This is a genomic window from Acinetobacter pengchengensis, assembly GCF_982235305.1.
Genome location: NZ_CEVATJ010000001.1, coordinates 94780 through 109643, shown reverse-complemented (window position 1 = coordinate 109643; position 14864 = coordinate 94780). Strand labels below are relative to the sequence as shown.

Annotated in this window: 8 protein-coding genes, 11 pseudogenes and 3 other annotated features; of the genes and pseudogenes, 14 read left to right on the top strand and 5 right to left on the bottom strand. The window is 40.9% G+C overall.

All coding sequences use genetic code 11. From position 1 onward, the window contains the following. Positions 1 to 11: 11 nt before the first annotated feature. The 4 genes and pseudogenes from AC0T5Z_RS00500 to AC0T5Z_RS00485 form a co-directional block, all read left to right on the top strand. Positions 12 to 635 (top strand): annotated as a pseudogene (locus AC0T5Z_RS00500) (TolC family protein); the annotation flags it as partial. A gap of 11 nt (positions 636 to 646) precedes the next feature. Next, positions 647 to 1630, top strand: a pseudogene (locus tag AC0T5Z_RS00495) (efflux RND transporter periplasmic adaptor subunit); the annotation flags it as partial. A 48-nt stretch (positions 1631 to 1678) separates the two neighbouring features. Beyond that, positions 1679 to 2898 (top strand): IS3-like element ISAba29 family transposase gene (locus tag AC0T5Z_RS00490; protein ID WP_151826295.1). Its coding sequence is split into 2 segments (ribosomal slippage): positions 1679 to 1955 and positions 1955 to 2898, totalling 1221 coding nucleotides; the frame shifts between segments, so codons are not numbered across the junction. Beyond that, positions 1954 to 2070: a sequence feature (AL1L pseudoknot), on the top strand. It overlaps the preceding gene by 117 nt. A 43-nt stretch (positions 2899 to 2941) precedes the next feature. Beyond that, positions 2942 to 3295, top strand: a pseudogene (locus AC0T5Z_RS00485) (YqaA family protein); the annotation flags it as partial. On the opposite strand, the gene AC0T5Z_RS00480 reads toward AC0T5Z_RS00485, so the two are convergent. Further along, positions 3263 to 3925, bottom strand: coding sequence for an IS1595 family transposase (locus AC0T5Z_RS00480; RefSeq protein WP_473786247.1), 663 nt, complete (start codon positions 3923 to 3925; stop codon positions 3263 to 3265). The pseudogene AC0T5Z_RS00485 and the gene AC0T5Z_RS00480 sit on opposite strands and share 33 nt — an antisense overlap. A 120-nt stretch (positions 3926 to 4045) precedes the next feature. Between AC0T5Z_RS00480 and AC0T5Z_RS00475 the strand changes: the two genes are divergently transcribed. After that, positions 4046 to 4171, top strand: coding sequence for a YHYH domain-containing protein (locus AC0T5Z_RS00475; protein ID WP_094148905.1), 126 nt, complete (start codon positions 4046 to 4048; stop codon positions 4169 to 4171). Positions 4172 to 4216: 45 nt separating this feature from the next. Here the strand turns inward: AC0T5Z_RS00475 and AC0T5Z_RS00470 are convergent. After that, positions 4217 to 4378 (bottom strand): annotated as a pseudogene (locus tag AC0T5Z_RS00470) (metal-sensing transcriptional repressor); the annotation flags it as partial. A 70-nt stretch (positions 4379 to 4448) separates the two neighbouring features. On the opposite strand from AC0T5Z_RS00470, the pseudogene AC0T5Z_RS00465 reads away from it, so the two are divergent. The 4 genes and pseudogenes from AC0T5Z_RS00465 to AC0T5Z_RS00450 all read left to right on the top strand — a co-directional run. Continuing rightward, a pseudogene (locus tag AC0T5Z_RS00465) lies at positions 4449 to 5332 on the top strand (IS3 family transposase); the annotation flags it as partial. A gap of 46 nt (positions 5333 to 5378) precedes the next feature. After that, a protein-coding gene (locus AC0T5Z_RS00460) for an IS3 family transposase (RefSeq protein WP_407507946.1) occupies positions 5379 to 6598 on the top strand; the annotation gives its coding sequence in 2 pieces (ribosomal slippage) (positions 5379 to 5655 and positions 5655 to 6598; 1221 coding nt in all). Further along, positions 5654 to 5770: a sequence feature (AL1L pseudoknot), on the top strand. Its footprint overlaps the gene before it by 117 nt. Before the next feature lie 43 nt (positions 6599 to 6641). Next, positions 6642 to 6919, top strand: a pseudogene (locus AC0T5Z_RS00455) (integrase core domain-containing protein); the annotation flags it as partial. A gap of 69 nt (positions 6920 to 6988) precedes the next feature. Next, the gene (locus AC0T5Z_RS00450) at positions 6989 to 7351 is read left to right on the top strand and encodes an MbcA/ParS/Xre antitoxin family protein (protein ID WP_435337855.1); all 363 of its coding nucleotides are present in this window, start codon (positions 6989 to 6991) and stop codon (positions 7349 to 7351) included. Positions 7352 to 7419: 68 nt separating this feature from the next. On the opposite strand, the pseudogene AC0T5Z_RS00445 reads toward AC0T5Z_RS00450, so the two are convergent. After that, positions 7420 to 7908 (bottom strand): annotated as a pseudogene (locus AC0T5Z_RS00445) (IS982 family transposase); the annotation flags it as partial. 86 nt (positions 7909 to 7994) lie between these two features. Here AC0T5Z_RS00445 and AC0T5Z_RS00440 point away from each other — a divergent pair. The 4 genes and pseudogenes from AC0T5Z_RS00440 to istB form a co-directional block, all read left to right on the top strand. Next, positions 7995 to 8159 (top strand): annotated as a pseudogene (locus tag AC0T5Z_RS00440) (helix-turn-helix domain-containing protein); the annotation flags it as partial. A gap of 48 nt (positions 8160 to 8207) precedes the next feature. Beyond that, positions 8208 to 9427, top strand: a protein-coding gene (locus tag AC0T5Z_RS00435; RefSeq protein WP_151826295.1) for an IS3-like element ISAba29 family transposase whose coding sequence is annotated in 2 segments (ribosomal slippage) — positions 8208 to 8484 and positions 8484 to 9427 — 1221 coding nt in all. Because the reading frame shifts where the segments join, the coding sequence is not laid out codon by codon here. Further along, positions 8483 to 8599 (top strand) — a sequence feature (AL1L pseudoknot). (Overlaps the previous gene by 117 nt.) A gap of 32 nt (positions 9428 to 9459) precedes the next feature. Then, a pseudogene (gene istA, locus AC0T5Z_RS00430) lies at positions 9460 to 10326 on the top strand (IS21-like element ISAba8 family transposase); the annotation flags it as partial. Beyond that, complete coding sequence (istB, locus tag AC0T5Z_RS00425; protein ID WP_435337049.1) at positions 10326 to 11099, top strand: IS21-like element ISAba8 family helper ATPase IstB; 774 nt, start codon at positions 10326 to 10328, stop codon at positions 11097 to 11099. The pseudogene istA and the gene istB, both read left to right, overlap by 1 nt. Positions 11100 to 11173: 74 nt before the next feature. Here istB and AC0T5Z_RS00420 read toward each other — a convergent pair. Then, positions 11174 to 11560 (bottom strand): annotated as a pseudogene (locus AC0T5Z_RS00420) (transposase family protein); the annotation flags it as partial. An 86-nt stretch (positions 11561 to 11646) separates the two neighbouring features. Here AC0T5Z_RS00420 and AC0T5Z_RS00415 point away from each other — a divergent pair. Then, positions 11647 to 11825, top strand: a pseudogene (locus AC0T5Z_RS00415) (helix-turn-helix domain-containing protein); the annotation flags it as partial. A gap of 267 nt (positions 11826 to 12092) precedes the next feature. Here AC0T5Z_RS00415 and acnA read toward each other — a convergent pair. Then, entirely contained in the window at positions 12093 to 14849 is a 2757-nt protein-coding gene (gene acnA, locus AC0T5Z_RS00410) for an aconitate hydratase AcnA (RefSeq protein ID WP_291334249.1), read from the bottom strand. Between the last annotated feature and the right edge of the window lie 15 nt (positions 14850 to 14864).

Below are 14864 nucleotides of genomic sequence, written 5' to 3'. Positions count from 1 at the left end.
CGGTACGGTTCAAAGTTCAATTTCAAAAAAATCTGTGTTCCAAATTCATATCTGTATTACCTGATCAAGCAATAGAAGTTCCTTTAAGCATTAACTTTGCCGATAAAGTGAGCTTATCTGAACAAGAAGCCTTGCTTAAAACTCAACTGGCTAAAACCCAGTATGAATTAGCTAAAAAAGAAGCCGTGCCAGATATTACGCTGGGTTTAGGGGTAAGGAACTATCAGGAGACCAATGATCAAGTTTTCTTAGTTTCTACATCTATTCCCCTATCTGTTTTTAATCGAAATAAGGGGAGCATTGCACTTGCACAAGCGGAGCAAGTACATGCAGAAACTCGTTCTATTCTCGTAAACCGTAACTCCAAAATTGAATTAGAAAATAAGTCTATTGAAGTATCGAACCTGATTGATTCGATCAAAAATTATGATCAGTCCATACTTCCTGCCACCAAAGAAAGTTTGAGAATTGCTGAAATGGGGTATCAGGCAGGAAAGATTTCTTTACTTGAATTCAATACTATTAAGCAAATTTGGTTGGATAAACATCTCGCTCGATTCGATTTGTGGTTGGCTTTGCAAAATCAAATTGCAGAGGTTGAACGAAATTATGTGACCAATTTAGATCAAGAATAAGGCCTGAAAATATGAATAAACCAACCAATACTTTAATTACTACAGGTGTTATCGCTTTATTAGTCGTTTTATGTGCAATCGCTTGGTACAAAACGGGTAATAAAGCCGAAACTTCAAGTCATAATGAGGTGACTGAAGAAAAAGTTGCTGTAGCAGGAGATGAAAAAGGCCCGCATGGGGGCCGTTTATATCGCGATGGTGATTTTGCTGCTGAAGTCAAAATCTTCGAGGAAGGGGTAGAGCCTCATTTACGGGTGTATGGCTACTTTAAAGATAAGCCATTAAAACCAGAAGAGATTAGTGCCAATATTTTTATCCAGCGTCTTGATGCAGAACAAACCATATCATTTAAGCCTGAAAGCGATTATCTGATTGGGAATGAAATTGTCTATGAGCCACATTCATTCTTGATGGTGATCAATGTTGATTATCAAGGTAAAAAACATACTTGGAAATGGGATACCAAAGAGGGACGAGTCACTATGCTTGATAGCAGTATCAAGAGCAGTGGTTTGGAACTTTTAAAAGTTGAACCCATGATGTTTGAAAATGCACTCGAACTCAAAGGTGAACTGAAATTTCCTGATAATTTTGAAAGTTTTATTACCCCTAAAGCGAGCGGAACATTAATAAAAACGTACCGTTCAATTGGCGATCAAGTGAATCAGGGGGATCTTTTGGCGACTGTACAAAGTCCGGATTTAATTCGTCTTAATGCGGAACGTACTCTTGCATTGGATACCTTACAATTTGCCCGTAAAAAGATGGAGCAGGAACGAGCTTTATTCCAAAAGCGTGTTTCACCTGAAATTGATTACATCAATGCCAAACGTGAATTTGAAAATACTCAGACTAGGGCTAATGAACTCAATAGTTTAATCAGCTCTTATGGAGGTGCGGGTAATGGAACAATTGAAGTCAGAGCCGCAATGTCAGGTACGATTTTACAAGTGCTTGGAGCAGTTGGTTCTAATGTAACGCCATCATCTCCATTGAACCGTACCAGGTTTGTCGGAGACTCAATATTCTGAGAGACTATTCCGATGAAAAAACCAAACTATACCCCCGAAATTAGAGAAAGAGCGGTTCAATTACTAATTGAATCTGAAAAAGATTATCCTTCTACTTGGGCAGCAATCACAGCTATTGCTCCTAAAATCGGTTGTACTCCTGAAACATTGCGTGTTTGGTATTTAAAGCATATGGATCAACTAAATCCTGCCAAAGTACAACAGATATCTGACCAAGAAAAAATGAAGCAAATGGAACGTGAAATTAAAGAATTAAAGCGTGCCAATGAAATTCTACGCAAAGCAGCCGCTTTTTTCGCCCAGGCGGAGCTCGACCGCCCACACAAATAATGGTGGATTTTATCCAGAACAATAAAGATCGATATGGTGTTGAAGCGATTTGTAGAATTTTACCGATTGCAGCTTCGACCTATTATCGGGCTTTAGATCTCGTTGATAACCCAGAACATCGAGCGAAACGTGCTCTGCATGATTTACATCATGCAGAGCAAATCAAACGTATTTGGAAAGAAAGTTTAGGTCGATATGGTGTGCGTAAGGTCTGGCAACAATTGAAACGTGAAGGTTATGTTATCGCACGTTGTACAGTTGCTCGATTGATGCAGAAGCTAGGTATACAAGGTGTTTGGCGTGGTAAGAATAAACAAACCACCCGTAGCCGAGATGATCAAAAACGAGCAGATGACTTAGTAAAACGCAATTTTAATGCAGATCATCCTGACCAGCTGTGGGTCGCTGACTTCACGTATATTCAAACTCATTCAGGCTGGGTCTACACCGCATTTATTATTGATGTGTTCTCGCGAACAATTGTTGGATGGAAAGTATCAACACGGATGAATACAGATATGGTACTTGATGCACTGGAGCAAGCATTGCATGATCGAGGCATGCCAAAGAATGTGATTCATCATTCCGACAGAGGTGTGCAATATCTTTCCATTCGCTATACCAATCGTTTAGAAGCAGCAAATTTACGAGCATCAGTCGGTACAACGGGTGATTCATACGATAATGCTCTGGCTGAAACGGTGAATGGCTTATACAAAACAGAGGTGATTGAATATTTAAAAGCAGATTGGCAAGGTTTAGCGGATGTACAACTTGCGACATTAAATTGGGTAGATTGGTTCAACAAAAAGCGTGTACACAGTGCACTGGGTTATGTATCGCCTTTTGAGTTTGAAGCAATGTACTATGATAAGATTAATCCGTTAGGTCAGGTGGCCTAACTTAAATAAAAAAGTCTCCGATAAACCCGGTACGGTTCAAGGTGTGGCAACGCTAGGGAATGTATTAGGTTCATGCGTGCATTGGTGGTTGGGAGTACAAGTTGAGAAATACAAAGAGAAGAAATGGTTTCCTGTGTCTGAAGAAAAGCTATTAAAAGCACAGAACCTATATGGGCGTTATGGTTCACCTCTACTGCTATTAAGCTGGGTTCCAGTGATCGGTGATCCCATTACCCTGGTCAGTGGAATGCTTAAGGAGAAATTTTATAAGTTCCTTTTTTTAGTTTTGATGGCTAAATTTTCCCGTTATATTTTTATATATTTGATTTATTTAGGCTCTAGACTAGCAGATTTGCACTTAGTTTTACCTAATGAGGTCCCACAACTCTGTTGCTAGCTCATTAGACTCCCTCATCCAACGCCATTCTGTTTCTTTAAGATGATAATCAAAATACTCTTTTGATATACCGTTGAACTTTGCTAGCCTTCTTTTACAAAAGCTCCAGAATGATTCTATTCCATTTATATGACATTGTCCTCTGGCAAATTCATTCGCTCCATGATTTACTCTAAAATGCTTTGAGTAACCAACATCTACCAAACCATTGTATCCACGCCAACCATCACTATAAATTACACTTTCAAGTGCAACTTTACCTAAGATAACTTGTTGTAATGTAGTCTTTTTACAATCAGGGACTATTTCTGTATAAACTCGACCATTCCTTTCAAATATTCCAAATACAGGTTGTTTTAAAGTACCTCGACCTCGCTTCAATTTCCCATGAAAACCACGTTGTCTTTTTGCTCCAAAATAGCTCTCATCAACTTCAATAGAACCTACAAACTTTGCTCTTAAATCTGTTTGATGATCGTAGATTGCTTCTCTAAAAAGCATGTACCAATAGTTGATGGTATTACGGTTCAAGTTAAGCAATAAGGCTGTTTTAGAAGCAGGAATATCAATGCAAAAGCACTGAATAATTTTTTTAATCTTATAGTGACTTAATTTACTGTTTTCTATCATGATTCTAGACTAACATATCTATTCTGCTAGTCTAGAGCCTTATTTAAAAATGGTCTAAGCCATGTTGGCTTTGATTAAAGATCATACAGTTGATATTCTAATTATTTGAGAGGGATTAAGATGAAAAGAATTTTATTAATATGCTTTATAGGCATGTCATTTACCTATGCGAATGCTCATTCTGGGGGAACGAACTCACAGGGTTGTCATACCAACAGTAAAACTGGTGATTACCACTGTCATTAATAGGTGCGCACACAGTTTTTTTATTTAAAAGACTGTGCTTTAAAGTTATAAGTAGCGTTTAACTAAAGCTAAAAATTCATTCAGTTCTTTTTCCTTTATTTCCTCAGTATCACCTAATACATGCTTTCTAAGATGAAGTTCTATTAACTCATTCATTAAGCCATTTATCGCACCTTTAATTGCTGCAACTTGCTGTAATACAGAGATGGATCCGTAAATTTGAACAACTCCTATAAGTGATATTCTGCTCCTCAAATGATGTTATAAACATCAATATATGGAGTATTTTATGGCACGTAGACCAAGAAGAAATCATTCAAATGATTTTAAAGCTAAGGTAGCACTTGCTGCGATTAAAGCAGAAAAAACACTTGCTGAATTGAGTGCTGAATTTGATGTTCATCAAAACCAAATTATTGACTGGAAAAATCAATTGATCTCAGCTTCCTCGCAAGCTTTCGATCAATCAAAAGCTCCATCAGAACCCCCCATTGATCTTAAAAAGTTACATGCAAAAATCGGTGAGCAGGCATTAGAAATTGATTTTTTAGAAGGTGTGTTGAAGAAACTGGGCCGCTTCAACCACAAAAGTTAATCGACGACTCACTTCAGATTTCAGTATCTAAGCAAGCTAAGCTGCTGAAAGTCTCCCGTGGTTGTTATTATTATCGCCCAAAACCTGTTAGCTCATCAGATCTGAAGCTGATGCGATGTATTGATGAATTACATATGCAATATCCTTTTGCAGGCAGTCGTATGATGCGTGATTTGTTGAATCGTCAAGGGCATCATATAGGACGACGTCATACACGTACTTTAATGAAGAAAATGGGTATTCAGGCGTTATATTGCAAACCAAATTTAAGCCAGGCTAATCAAGCTCACCGTAAATATCCATATCTGCTCAAAGGGTTGGCTATTCAGCGCAGTAATCAAGTGTGGTCTACGGATATAACGTATATCCCTATGGCAAAAGGCTTTGTTTATTTATGTGCTGTGATTGATTGGCATAGCCGCAAGGTACTTGCGCATAGGGTATCGATTAGTATGGAGGTGGATTTTTGTATTTCGGTTTTAAATGAAGCGATTGAAAAATATGGATCACCTGAAATATTGAATACAGACCAAGGCAGTCAGTTCACCAGTGATGCATTTATTGAACCGTACCAGGTTTGTCGGAGACTCAATATTCTGAGAGACTATTCCGATGAAAAAACCAAACTATACCCCCGAAATTAGAGAAAGAGCGGTTCAATTACTAATTGAATCTGAAAAAGATTATCCTTCTACTTGGGCAGCAATCACAGCTATTGCTCCTAAAATCGGTTGTACTCCTGAAACATTGCGTGTTTGGTATTTAAAGCATATGGATCAACTAAATCCTGCCAAAGTACAACAGATATCTGACCAAGAAAAAATGAAGCAAATGGAACGTGAAATTAAAGAATTAAAGCGTGCCAATGAAATTCTACGCAAAGCAGCCGCTTTTTTCGCCCAGGCGGAGCTCGACCGCCCACACAAATAATGGTGGATTTTATCCATCACAATAAAGATCGATATGGCGTTGAAGCGATTTGTAGAATTTTACCGATTGCAGCTTCGACCTATTATCGGGCTTTAGATCTCGTTGATAACCCAGAACATCGAGCGAAACGTGCTCTGCATGATTTACATCATGCAGAGCAAATCAAACGTATTTGGAAAGAAAGTTTAGGTCGATATGGTGTACGTAAAGTTTGGCAAAAATTGAAACGTGAAGGCTATGTTATTGCACGTTGTACAGTTGCTCGATTGATGAAAAAGCTAGATATACAAGGTGTTTGGCGTGGTAAGAACAAACAAACTACCCGCAGCCGAGATGATCAAAAACGAGCAGATGATTTAGTGAAACGGAATTTTAGTGCTGATCGACCTGACCAATTATGGGTCAGTGACTTTACGTATATTCAAACCAATTCTGGCTGGGTATATACCGCATTTATTATTGATGTGTTCTCGCGAGCAATTGTTGGATGGAAAGTATCAACACGGATGAATACAGATATGGTACTTGATGCACTGGAGCAAGCATTGCATGATCGAGGCATGCCAAAGAATGTGATTCATCATTCCGACAGAGGTGTGCAATATCTTTCCATTCGCTATACCAATCGTTTAGAAGCAGCAAATTTACGAGCATCAGTCGGTACAACGGGTGATTCATACGATAATGCTCTGGCTGAAACGGTGAATGGCTTATACAAAACAGAGGTGATTGAATATTTAAAAGCAGATTGGCAAGGTTTAGCGGATGTACAACTTGCGACATTAAATTGGGTAGATTGGTTCAACAAAAAGCGTGTACACAGTGCACTGGGTTATGTATCGCCTTTTGAGTTTGAAGCAATGTACTATGATAAGATTAATCCGTTAGGTCAGGTGGCCTAACTTAAATAAAAAAGTCTCCGATAAACCCGGTACGGTTCATATTGATGTATTGAAATCAAATGGCATTCAAATCAGTATGGATGGTAAAGGTCGATGGGTAGATAATGTGATGGTTGAACGATTATGGCGGAGCGTTAAATATGAAGAGGTGTATCTCAAAGCTTATAGCAGTGTCACAGATGCGAAAAAGCAATTAAGTGCATATTTTGAGTTTTATAATTTGAAACGACCTCATTCGAGTCTAGACATGAGAAGCACTGCTTCGCAAGGCTAAATGAGTTTTACTATGATCAGCTACCCCAACAAAACAAGGTGGCTTAACTAGAGCGGAATATCACTTATAAATACGCTTTTAGTTGTTCAAACAAGTGGGACCACCTCTGATCGGTCATGCATACAACATCAGAAAAAACTGCAAAACAGAAAATGATATTAGCTAAGGCAGTTTTAGCTGCTGCTGAACGACTTGGTCTTGCACAGGATCAACTAGCCTTAATACTCAGTATAGATTCGGTGAAAACTTTAACCTCTCTTGAATTAGATCCCACTTCAAAACAGGGAGAAATCGCCCTCACTTTAATCCGTATTACCACATCACTAGATGCTCTGGCGGGTGGAGATACTACCTGGATGCAGCATTTTATGAAATCACCCAATAAATTGATGAATGGCATTCCAATAGAACAGATTCAGAACCCTCAGGGATTGGCCTCTGTTTTACAATTGGTGGAAGGTCTTCGGGCTAAACTTTAAGATAAGCAAAGTATTAGGCTATACACAGAAAAGTCTTTCAGAAAAGACTAAAGTGACCCGAATCCTGCTTAAGCCGATGATTCCTTAATTTGAATTGTTGGCTTATTTCGATGGGTTAATTGATATGCACATAGTGAGGCGTAAATTCCACTCAGAAATCCATGAAGACTACGTGCTTTACTCGTCACTAAATTGTATTGCCCCTTCAATAAGCTGAATAATGTTTCTATTTTATTGCGTTGTCTTAGGTGATATTCATCTGATGCACAGAGTTGAATAGCCTGCATATTCTTCCGATGATAAGTAATTAAATCAATACCTTGATCTTTCAATCTAATTTTTAATTCTTGGCTGATGTAGCCCCGATCCCCGTAAAGTTTTGCTTCTATACCAGCAACCAATTGCTCAACCATTTTTATGTCAGCAACATGTCCATTCGATAAAGCAGAACAGGCAATTTCACCAAATTGATTCATTGCAATATGTAATTTACAGCCATAAAACCAGCCCATTGAGCTTCTACCACGTGATGCAATTTGGATTAATGATTTATGTTGTTAGCGGCAGTGTAAAAATGACCCCCTAATGGCATTTAAAAACTGACCCCCTTGGTTAATATAGCGGTCATTTTGGACTGCTCAACATGTTAACTTTGGAGCAAGCAGTGACAATCCAAATACTTCATCAACAAGGTAAATCTATTAAAGCCATTAGTCGTGAACTGGGGGTGTCCAGAAATACCGTACGTAAATATTTACGGCAAAACACCACACCTCAGTATCAGCGTATACAGCCTAGAATAAGTATGAACCGTACCAGGTTTGTCGGAGACTCAATATTCTGAGAGACTATTCCGATGAAAAAACCAAACTATACCCCCGAAATTAGAGAAAGAGCGGTTCAATTACTAATTGAATCTGAAAAAGATTATCCTTCTACTTGGGCAGCAATCACAGCTATTGCTCCTAAAATCGGTTGTACTCCTGAAACATTGCGTGTTTGGTATTTAAAGCATATGGATCAACTAAATCCTGCCAAAGTACAACAGATATCTGACCAAGAAAAAATGAAGCAAATGGAACGTGAAATTAAAGAATTAAAGCGTGCCAATGAAATTCTACGCAAAGCAGCCGCTTTTTTCGCCCAGGCGGAGCTCGACCGCCCACACAAATAATGGTGGATTTTATCCAGAACAATAAAGATCGATATGGTGTTGAAGCGATTTGTAGAATTTTACCGATTGCAGCTTCGACCTATTATCGGGCTTTAGATCTCGTTGATAACCCAGAACATCGAGCGAAACGTGCTCTGCATGATTTACATCATGCAGAGCAAATCAAACGTATTTGGAAAGAAAGTTTAGGTCGATATGGTGTGCGTAAGGTCTGGCAACAATTGAAACGTGAAGGTTATGTTATCGCACGTTGTACAGTTGCTCGATTGATGCAGAAGCTAGGTATACAAGGTGTTTGGCGTGGTAAGAATAAACAAACCACCCGTAGCCGAGATGATCAAAAACGAGCAGATGACTTAGTAAAACGCAATTTTAATGCAGATCATCCTGACCAGCTGTGGGTCGCTGACTTCACGTATATTCAAACTCATTCAGGCTGGGTCTACACCGCATTTATTATTGATGTGTTCTCGCGAACAATTGTTGGATGGAAAGTATCAACACGGATGAATACAGATATGGTACTTGATGCACTGGAGCAAGCATTGCATGATCGAGGCATGCCAAAGAATGTGATTCATCATTCCGACAGAGGTGTGCAATATCTTTCCATTCGCTATACCAATCGTTTAGAAGCAGCAAATTTACGAGCATCAGTCGGTACAACGGGTGATTCATACGATAATGCTCTGGCTGAAACGGTGAATGGCTTATACAAAACAGAGGTGATTGAATATTTAAAAGCAGATTGGCAAGGTTTAGCGGATGTACAACTTGCGACATTAAATTGGGTAGATTGGTTCAACAAAAAGCGTGTACACAGTGCACTGGGTTATGTATCGCCTTTTGAGTTTGAAGCAATGTACTATGATAAGATTAATCCGTTAGGTCAGGTGGCCTAACTTAAATAAAAAAGTCTCCGATAAACCCGGTACGGTTCAGTATCCTTGACCCATATAAACCTTATTTACTCCAACGGGTAAACGCAGCTCATCCTGAATGGATTCCTGCTGTTGTGCTCTACCAGGAAATTTTAAGGTTGGGATATCCAGGAAAGATCAGGATCTTGAGGGAATATCTTGCAACATTAAAACCAGTTGCTCAACCAGAACCGATCATTCGTTTTGAAACCCAACCTGGCCAACAAATGCAGGTGGATTTCACCACGATTCGACGCAACAACACGACTTTAAAAGCCTTTGTCGCAACATTAGGGTATTCCAGAGCGACTTTCGTGAAATTTTATGATCATGAACGTACGGATGCATGGATCGATGGTCTAGAAAATGCATTTCAGTTCTTTGCAGGAGTACCTCAGGAAATCCTGTTTGATAACGCTAAAACGATCATGATTGAACGGGATGCCTATCAGGAGGGGCAGCATAAATGGAATCCCAAACTGCTCGACTGCGCCAAGAAGTACAGCTTTCGTCCTCGCGTATGTAAGCCCTACCGTGCACAGACCAAAGGCAAAGTTGAACGCTTTAATGGATACCTCAAATCAAGCTTTATTGTGCCATTGAAAGCAAGCCTGAAGACTTCGGGTTTACTGTTAGATGTTGATGTCGCCAATGCCCACATTGGCCGGTGGCTGCATGAAACCGCCAATCAGCGGATTCATGCCACCACGCAAGAAAAACCGGCTGTTCGACTGCAACAGGAGCAGCAAAAATTTACGCCATTACCGCAATCAGATACAGGTTCCAGCACTGTACCTGTTGCAGCAGCACAGCATGTCATGCCCTACGAGAGTTTGCAGCATCCCTTATCGGTATATGACCAGTTGCTAGGAGTTTCCTGATGAATCTGCAATACGACCGTATAGAGCAGCTTTGCCAAAAGCTCAATCTGCCTGCCATCGCATCACAATGGTCACATCATGCACAACAAACATTAGGTCAGGATGGAAGTTATGCCGACTTTGTTGAAGCTATCTTGACGCATGAATATGCTGTCAGGCAACAGCGCAGTCAGCAGGTACTGATGAAACTCTCAGGCCTGCCTCAAGTGAAAACACTGGAAGGTTACGATTTTAATTATGCCCTAGGGGCCCCTAAATCACAGGTGATTGAACTGTTCAATCTGAGCTTTATTGCTAGAGCAGAAAATGTGGTGTTTCTCGGGGCTAGCGGAGTAGGAAAAACGCACTTATCTATGGCATTAGGCTATAAGGCCATCATGAACAACATTAAGATCAAGTTCATTACCGCAGCGGATTTAATGCTGCAACTAAGTACAGCCTATCAGCAAGGTAAACTGAAAACCTATATGCAACGTGCGGTACTGGGACCAAAGTTACTGATTATCGATGAAATTGGTTATTTACCGTTTGGACGTGAAGAAGCGAATCTGTTCTTTAACGTGATTGCCAAGCGTTATGAAAAAGGCAGTACGATATTGACGAGTAACTTACCCTTTAGCCAGTGGTCCAAATCCTTTGCAGATGATGTTACGTTGACCGCTGCGATGTTAGATCGGTTATTGCATCACTGTCATGTGGTACAAATATCGGGTGAGAGTTATCGTTTGAAGGATAAAAAAAGAATTGGGATTCAGCCCCAGGTTGAAACTTAATACGAGATCAAAGGGGTCAATTTTACTTTGCCATTTGTAAGGTAAAAGGGGTCAATTTTAGAATGCCGTTGACAATGACGCTGAATACGTTGATTTTTACAAACTGGCAGAGTTGTTGAATCAATCCATAAATATTGTGTACCTTGGCCTTTCATCAGTGCCACATGTAAAGCGTGTAGAGCTAATTCATGCATATTGATCAGATGAATCATCCTTTGATAGCAAGGCAAGTACTTAAATAAATGGCTTTTATCTTCTTTTAACCAGCTGAAAAAGGCTTTGAAATTATTGAAATGAGAGCATTTGTACCAAATGGCAATAAAGCAGATTTCTGAAATTGTAAGTTGAGCAGTTCTGATTCTTAAGGAACCACGGTTTTGTTTGAGAAACTCCCAATAAGTTGATTCAAATTTAAGAAAAAAATCATCAATTACGCAGAATAATTCGGTACTATTGAACATCAGGACGAGAGTTGTGAGTTTGGTGTGGTAACTCAACTGATGGCTCTAGTCCTCTTATTTTTCAAGTCAATTTCTTATCCGCGATTCGGGTTAAAGTGAATAAAACAACAATTTCAGAGATAGAGAATGGCCATTTTACAGGTTCATTTGACATATTTGAACGTGTGCTTGATGGCATGGGTTTACAATTCGAAGTGAATAAAAAAAGTTTAACTTGCCCCAATGGGATGAAATTGAAGAAATATTTGCGGAATATGATGAATAAATTAGATTAGATTTATGTTCACATTTGATATTACACCTAATAATGTAGGCATAGTTCCACTGGTCAGCGCTCTCCATTAGATTATGAAGAGGCCCATCAAAAGATTAATACCAGTCAGTTAAGGAAATTTGGATGAAAAACAAATCTAAATTTCCTTATATTTGAATTTAAATTGATCTAAATTTATGTCTTAATTGAGCATAATTTTAGTTTTTCAATTCTTAACTGACCGGCATTATGGTAGGTATCGGGCTTTCATCATTCAATTTAGGAAGCGAGCAAATTGCGCAAGACATAGTGCAAGATACCACCGGCCTTAAAGTACTCCACCTCATTCAAGGTATCAATACGACACAACACTTGAAAATGGCTACACGTACCATCGGTATGTTGCACATCTACTTTCAGCATTTGATGCGGATGAATATCATCAGACAAGCCTAAAATTGACAGTGTTTCATGGCCCGTTAGGTTCAAGATCTGCCGGTTTTGACCCTCTACAAACTGTAAAGGTAACACCCCCATGCCAACCAGATTGGAACGGTGAATCCGCTCAAAACTTTCAGCAATCACCGCTTTCACCCCCAACAGGTTGGTGCCTTTGGCCGCCCAGTCACGTGAAGAACCGGTACCATATTCTTTCCCAGCAATCATTACGAGTGGGGTTTGTTCTGCCTGATAGCGCATTGCCGCATCATAAATCGAGAGTTTTTCTGCACTTGGAATATGCAGGGTATTGCCACCCTCCTCGCCACCCAGCATTTCGTTTTTGATTCGGATATTGGCAAAGGTACCTCGCATCATCACTTCATGGTTGCCACGGCGGGAACCATAAGAGTTAAAGTCTTTTACATCAACCCCCTGTTGCTGCAAATATCGGCCGGCCGGACTATCTTTTTTGATATTACCCGCCGGGGAAATATGGTCCGTCGTGACTGAATCGCCTAATATAGCCAAAATCCGTGCCTGTTTGATCGGCTGAATTGGTCGCACCGGCTGATCAATTTCTGCAAAAAAGGGAGGATGCCGGATATAGGTTGATTGTTCATCCCAAGCATAGGTTTGACTTTGTGGAATCTGGATCGCTTTCCACTTGGCATCGCCTTCAAACACTTCCGCATATTCTTTCTGGAACATCTTGGTATTCACATACTGCAGTGCGGCATCAATTTCCGTTTGTGTCGGCCAGATATCTTTTAAATAAACTGCTTGGCCATCAAAGCCTTCACCTATCGGCTCAGCAGTGAGATCAGTTCGAATATTCCCGACCAGGCCATAGGCAACTACTAAGGGTGGCGAGGCGAGCCAGTTGGTTTTCACCAAAGGATGCACCCGTCCTTCAAAGTTACGGTTTCCGGAAAGCACTGAGGCTACATTCAAATCAAAACATTGCACAGCTTCTTCAATCACTTCAGGTAAAGGTCCCGAATTACCAATACAGGTAGTGCAACCATAACCCACCAGGTTATAACCCAGTTGATTCAAATAAGGCGTCAACCCTGCTGCATCAAGATAATCGCTGACCACTTTGGAACCTGGAGCCAGTGAACTTTTCACCCAAGGTTTTCGCTGCAAACCTTTTTCGATTGCTTTTTTGGCCAATAGGCCTGCTGCCAACATGACACTGGGATTCGAGGTATTGGTACAGGAGGTAATGGCTGAAATCACTACATCACCATGCTGCAACGGATATTTTTCACCATCAATCATACAAAAAGCATTTTCATGTGGCAGGTTGGCCTGTTTCGCTTCAACAGCCGTACCTCCCCCTCCTTCATTTTCCAGACGCTCTTTTTCTTCTTTGACTGGTTTCAAGGTCAGATCCATGAAGGCATGAAAGGTTTTTGGCACTTGCGACAATAGCACACGATCCTGCGGGCGTTTCGGACCCGCCAGACTGGCTTCTACTGTCGACATATCTAAAGCCAGAGTGTCAGTAAAGACGGGTTCATCCCCCGGATTACGCCATAATCCTTGCAACTTGCTATAGGCCTCTACCAAGGCAATTCTTTCCGGCTGACGTCCGGTTAAACGTAAATAGGAAAGCGTTACCTCATCAACCGGGAAAAAGCCACAGGTAGCGCCATATTCGGGTGCCATATTGGCAATAGTGGCACGGTCAGCCAAGGGTAAATCGGCCAGACCATCGCCATAAAATTCGACAAATTTTCCAACTACGCCTTTTTGGCGCAGCATCTGGGTAATGGTCAGCACCAGATCAGTTGCTGTAATACCTTCTTTGAGTTTACCTATGAGCTTAAAGCCGATCACTTCTGGAATCAGCATGGAGATCGGTTGGCCCAGCATGGCCGCTTCCGCTTCGATGCCGCCCACTCCCCAACCTAACACGCCTAAGCCATTGATCATGGTGGTATGTGAATCGGTACCGACTAAGGTATCAGGAAAGGCAAAGCGCTGCCCATCGACCTCATTGCTCCAAACTACTTGTGCCAGATGTTCCAGATTAACCTGATGGCAAATCCCGGTTCCTGGCGGCACCACGCGAAACTGATTGAGCGCAGCCTGCCCCCAACGTAGAAATTGGTAGCGCTCGCCATTGCGTTGCATCTCAATTGCGACATTCTGCTCAAAAGCTTGCGGACTGGCAAAGTAATCGACCATCACCGAGTGATCGATGACCAAATCCACCGGTGACAACGGATTAATTTTTTCCGGATCACCGCCGGCTTTGGCCACCGCTGCACGCATCGCAGCAAGATCAACCACTGCGGGAACACCGGTAAAATCCTGCATCAGCACCCGTGCCGGACGATACTGGATTTCCTGTTCTGAGGTTTGGTTGTTTAACCACCCTGCCAGCGCATGAATATGCTCGGTTTTCACCGTGAGCTGATCTTCAAAACGTAGTAAATTTTCCAGCAAGACTTTTAAAGATTTTGGCAGCCGGGACAGGTCGCCCAACTGCACTTGCAATTTGGATAAGTTGAAAATCTGATAGTGTTCTGAACCGACGGTCAATGTTTCTAAGGTATTAAAACTATTGATATCACTATACTTGGCCATCTAGTTTCCCTCCGG